The sequence below is a fragment of the Xanthomonas axonopodis genome (assembly GCF_001304695.1).
GTDB lineage: Bacteria > Pseudomonadota > Gammaproteobacteria > Xanthomonadales > Xanthomonadaceae > Xanthomonas > Xanthomonas axonopodis.
This window is the reverse complement of sequence record NZ_JFAQ01000193.1, coordinates 1-4,637: the sequence shown is the minus strand read 5'-3', so window position 1 is coordinate 4,637 and position 4,637 is coordinate 1. Positions and strand designations below refer to the sequence as shown.

Annotated in this window: 2 protein-coding genes and 3 pseudogenes; 3 read left to right on the top strand and 2 right to left on the bottom strand. The window is 65.0% G+C overall.

Annotation, left to right across the window (positions count from 1 at the left end):
* Positions 1-6: 6 nt before the first annotated feature.
* Positions 7-306 (top strand): annotated as a pseudogene (locus XAXN_RS21915) (transposase); the annotation flags it as partial.
* Between the two features lie 130 nt (positions 307-436).
* Here the strand turns inward: XAXN_RS21915 and XAXN_RS22570 are convergent.
* Both XAXN_RS22570 and ddlA read right to left on the bottom strand, forming a co-directional pair.
* Positions 437-692, bottom strand: a pseudogene (locus XAXN_RS22570) (acetyltransferase).
* 214 nt (positions 693-906) lie between these two features.
* A pseudogene (gene ddlA / locus XAXN_RS16655) lies at positions 907-2,009 on the bottom strand (D-alanine--D-alanine ligase).
* Positions 2,010-2,139: 130 nt separating this feature from the next.
* Between ddlA and XAXN_RS16650 the strand changes: the two are divergent.
* Positions 2,140-2,784 (top strand): ubiquinone biosynthesis accessory factor UbiJ, encoded by a 645-nt coding sequence (locus XAXN_RS16650; RefSeq protein ID WP_054320387.1) that lies wholly within the window; start codon positions 2,140-2,142, stop codon positions 2,782-2,784.
* Positions 2,781-4,454, top strand: coding sequence for a ubiquinone biosynthesis regulatory protein kinase UbiB (gene ubiB / locus XAXN_RS16645; RefSeq protein WP_054320386.1), 1,674 nt, complete (start codon positions 2,781-2,783; stop codon positions 4,452-4,454). The genes XAXN_RS16650 and ubiB overlap by 4 nt, the downstream gene beginning before the upstream one ends.
* Positions 4,455-4,637 lie beyond the last annotated feature (183 nt).

Sequence of the window (4,637 nt, the reverse complement as noted above, 5' to 3'; positions counted from 1 at the left end):
ATCTGAGGAGAGCCAGGGCGTGCGCGACGCTGGCCAGGCAAACTGCATGCCGACAAGGCCGACGACATCGACCGTTGCCGCAACGCCCTCAAGCAGCGCGGCATCATTGCGCGTATTGCACGCAAGGGCATCGAACGCAACGACCGACTGGGCCAGCACCGCTGGGTCGTCGAGCGCACGCACGCTTGGTTTGCCGGCATGGGCAAGCTGCGTATCCGCTTCGAACGCCGCATCGATATCCACTTGGCGTTGCTCTCGCTTGCATGCTCCATCATCTGCTTACGCATGCTTCCTGGGTTTTGTTAGCCGCTCTTAGCTGCGATCCGTCACGGCAGCGGCGCTGCCGGTTGGCGCTCACAGGGCTCGCTTCCGCAAGGACGCGGGCCCTGTGCGTTGTGGCGGAATACGCACAGATTTGGCTGATTACAGCCGTTTTTTAAACAGAGTGCACGTGCTTGCCATGGGCCAGCACAGCATCGCCAAGCGTGGCGAATTCCAGCTGCCGATGCAGCGCCAGCTAGGCGGGATTGGCAGGCATCAGATTGACCTCCCACACCAGCGGCCGCTGTTCTGCTGCACTTGCATGACGGATGAGTTCGTCAGGTAGTTTGCGTGGCAAGACCGCGCCGACCTGCGTGCGCGGCAATTACGATGCGATCGACAGATAGCAAGCGTGCAAAGCGATCGGCCATCCACCCGAAGTTCGCATTGGTATCAGGCGCGTCCTGGTCCAGCGCGATCGGCAAGCCGTTAGCCGGCGCGGCGATGCGGGTGTGCCGGCGATTGCCAGCAATGCAGCGAGGCCGTCGACATCGAGCAAGGACAGTGCGGTGGCATCGGCGTTGTTGAGTGCAAGCACCGCGTCGTAGTTGTGCGGTGATATGGCACGTCGCGGCGGCAGCGCCATCAATGTGGTTGGACCACACTACGCAGCAATTGGTCCTCGGCATGCCGCTGTAGCGCGAGCTCGATCAACCGCGTGATCAGGTTGCGATAGTCCAGCCCGCTTGCCTGCCATAATTTTGGATACATGCTGATGCGGGTGAAGCCCGGCAGCGTGTTGACCTCGTTGATCACGATGCGTCCATCGGCGCACAGGAAGACGTCCACGCGTGCCATGCCCGCACAGTCCAATGCCTGGTAGGCCTGCACCGCGATCTGCTGGATGCGCTGCTGGGTCTGCGCATCGATGTCAGCCGGGATCACGATCTCGGCACCGTGCTCGCTGATGTATTTGGTTTCGTACGAATAGAACGCGTCGTGCACCACCACTTCGCCACAGACGCTCGCTTGGGGCGCTTCGTTGCCCAGCACGGCACATTCGATTTCGCGCCCGGCGATGGCCGCTTCCACCAGCACTTTGTGGTCGTATGCCAAGGCCAGGGCGAGTGCAGCGGCGAACTGGTCGGCGCTGCGCACCTGGCTGACGCCGACCGACGAGCCCTGGTTGGCCGGTTTGACGAACAGCGGCAAGCCCAACTGCGCGATCAGCGCATCCACATCGGCATCTGCGGCGGTGTGGAGGTTGAAGCAGGCGAACGGCGCCACCGCCAGCCCGGCATCGCGCAACACACGCTTTGCCATGTCCTTGTCCATCGCGACCGCCGAGCCGAGTACGCCGGAACCTACGAAGAGCAGGTTGGCCATGCGCAGCAGCCCCTGCAGCGAGCCGTCTTCGCCCAGGGTGCCGTGCACGATGGTAAACACCACGTCGATCTGCGCCAGCGCCTGCTCCGGCTGGATCGGGCGCAACTGCTGCTGTTGCGCCCCCGGCAACAGCGCCACGCCGCGACCGCTGCGATGCAGCGCGATGCGCGCCGGGTCCTCGGCATTCAGCAGGAAGCTGTCTGGGTCGTTGACGTGCCACTGGCCTTGCTTGTCGATACCGATCAACACCGGCTCGAAGCGTTGCGGGTCCAGCGCATCCAGGATGTTGCGTGCCGATTGCAACGAGACCTCGTGCTCGGCCGATTTGTCACCGAAGATAGGCCGACCCGAATCATGCGCATGAGCTGCTCCTGCCATTGGACGTGGACAGGATGCCTGTAGCGTGTGCGCTGAAGGAAGTCTTGCTACAGCCAGCGATGGCCGACAAAGCCGTCAAGCAGCTGCGACATGCAGGGGCGGTAGAATGCGGGCATGCTCGGATCACTCTTCAATTCCCTCAAGCCGCTCGCCGGCCAGGCCCTGCAGGCAGCGCTCAACCGTGCGCTGGCGCTGGACCCGGATACCCGCGATGCCCTGCTGCCGCTGGAAGGCCAGCGCATTGCGCTGACCCTGGAGGCGCCCGCGCTGTCGCTGCAGATCCGCGTGCACGAGCGCCGGTTGCTGGTGGGCCCGGTCGATCAGGCACAGGAACCTGACCTGGCGGTGCGCAGCAGCCTGGCCGGCTTGCTCGGGCAACTGCCGCTGCTGGCCAACGCACGCCGTACCGGCGCGCCGGCCGGTCGGCTCAAGGTCTCCGGCGATGCCGAGTTGGCGCGCCAGCTGCAGCAACTGGCCGGTCGCTTCGACCCGGATTGGCAGTTGCCGTTCGTTGCCGTGTTCGGCGACATCCTGGGCGTGCAGATCGCCGGCGTGGTGCGGACAGCGCTGCAGCAGGCACGTCGCAGTGCGGTGGATCTGGCGCATAGCGCGGCCGAATTCGTCACCGAGGAATCGCGCGATGTGGTACCACGTGCCGAGCTCGAGGCGTTTCACGACGACGTGGACGAGCTACGCGATGACGTGGAACGGTTAGCCGCGCGCGTGAGCCGCCTGCGTGCGAGCGGAGACGCGGCATGAAGGCGATCCTGCGGGCAAGCCGCATCGGCCGGGTGATCTTGCGCTATCGCCTGGACGCCTTGCTGGAAGGCACTCCGGCCGAGCGCTGGTTGCGTTTGGCCAAACCCTTCGTGCCGCGTGCCAGCGCCGAAATCGCCGCGCAATCGCGCGGTGCGCGGCTGCGCCTGGCGCTGCAGGAGCTGGGGCCGATCTTCGTCAAGTTCGGGCAGATTCTCTCCACCCGGCGTGACCTGATTCCGGCCGATGTGGCCGAAGAGCTCACCTTGCTGCAGGACCGCGTCAAGCCATTCGATGGCCAGGCCGCGCGCCTGATCGTCGAAGCCGCACTCGGTCTGCCGGTCAGCGTGGCGTTTGCCAGCTTCGATACCGTGCCGCTGGCCTCGGCGTCGATCGCGCAGGTGCATGCGGCCACGTTGCCGCCGGATGCCAATGGCGTGCGCCGCGAAGTGGTGGTCAAGGTGCTGCGTCCGGACATCGAACGCCAGATCGATGCCGATATCGCGTTGCTGCACTCGCTGGCCACCTTGGTCGAGCGCACCCATCCGCGCGCCGACAAGATCCGTCCGCGCGCAGTGGTGGCCGAGATCGAAGGCACCCTGGCCGCCGAACTGGATCTGCAACGCGAAGGCGCCAACGCCAGCGTGCTGCGCCGGCTCTGGGAAGGCTCGGACGATCTGTACGTGCCGGAAGTGATCTGGTCGCACACCGCCGAGCGTGCGCTCACGCTGGAGCGCGTGTACGGCATTCCGTCCGACGACATCGCCAAGCTCGATGCGGCCGGCATCGATCGCAAGGCGCTCGCGGCCAAAGGCGTGCGCGTGTTCTACACCCAGGTGTTTCGCGACAACTTCTTCCATGCCGATGCGCACGCCGGCAACATCTGGGTCGATTCGGATCCGCAGCGCCGCCTCAATCCGCGTTTCATTGCGCTGGATTTCGGCATCATGGGCCAGCTCTCGCAGGAAGATCAGTACTATTTGGCCGAGAACTTCATGGCGATCTTCCACAAGGATTACCGCCGCATGGCCGAGCTGCACGTGGAGGCGGGCTGGATGCCCAGCAACGTGCGCATCGACGAACTGGAAGCGGCCGCGCGCTCGGTGTGCGAGCCGTATTTCACCCGGCCGTTGTCGGAAATTTCGCTGGCACAGGTGCTGATCAAATTGTTCCGCGTGGCGCAGCGCTATGAGTTGACGCTGCAGCCGCAGCTGATCCTGTTGCAGAAGACGCTGCTCAATATCGAAGGCGTGGGCCGCCAGCTCGACCCCAAGCTGGATATCTGGGCGGTGGCGCGACCGGTGCTCGAACGCATCCTGCGCGAGCGTTACAGCCCGCGCCGCGTGCTGCGCGAACTGAGCAAGCGCCTGCCGGAAATCATGACCCATGCGCCGGACATGCCGCGGCTGGTGCACAGCTGGCTGAAGCAGCAGGTGGAAGGCCGCCATCAGATCGACATCCGCTCGCCCGAACTGCTCGCCCTGGACCTGAGCCTGCGCAAGCTGCAGACGCGCGTGGTCACCGCCATCACCGGCAGCGGCTTACTGGTGGTCGCGGCTGTGCTCTACGGCCTGCATCCGGATGGCTGGTACCTGGGCACGGTGCCGGTGTGGAGCTGGATCAGCGGCGGCGCCGGTTCTGCCGCGCTGCTGGTTGCCTGGTTGCGGCGGTAGGGGACGACCATGATGCCCGGCGCAACCGATGCCTTCGGGCAACGCTGATCAAGCCCCGTTCCCGCGTTTCGCGGGAGGTTGGATGCACATAGACGATGGGGCGCGTAGATCGCTTTGCCCATTCAGGGCAATCCCGGTGATCGAGGCCTCTGTTGGGAGGCCTCTGTGCTTCATGTGGGCAAC

Bases quoted from the DNA above. Each gene is read 5' to 3' on its own strand.
- XAXN_RS16650 (WP_054320387.1), top strand. From the start codon at position 2,140: ATGCTCGGATCACTCTTCAATTCCCTCAAGCCGCTCGCCGGCCAGGCC.
- ubiB (WP_054320386.1), top strand. From the start codon at position 2,781: ATGAAGGCGATCCTGCGGGCAAGCCGCATCGGCCGGGTGATCTTGCGC.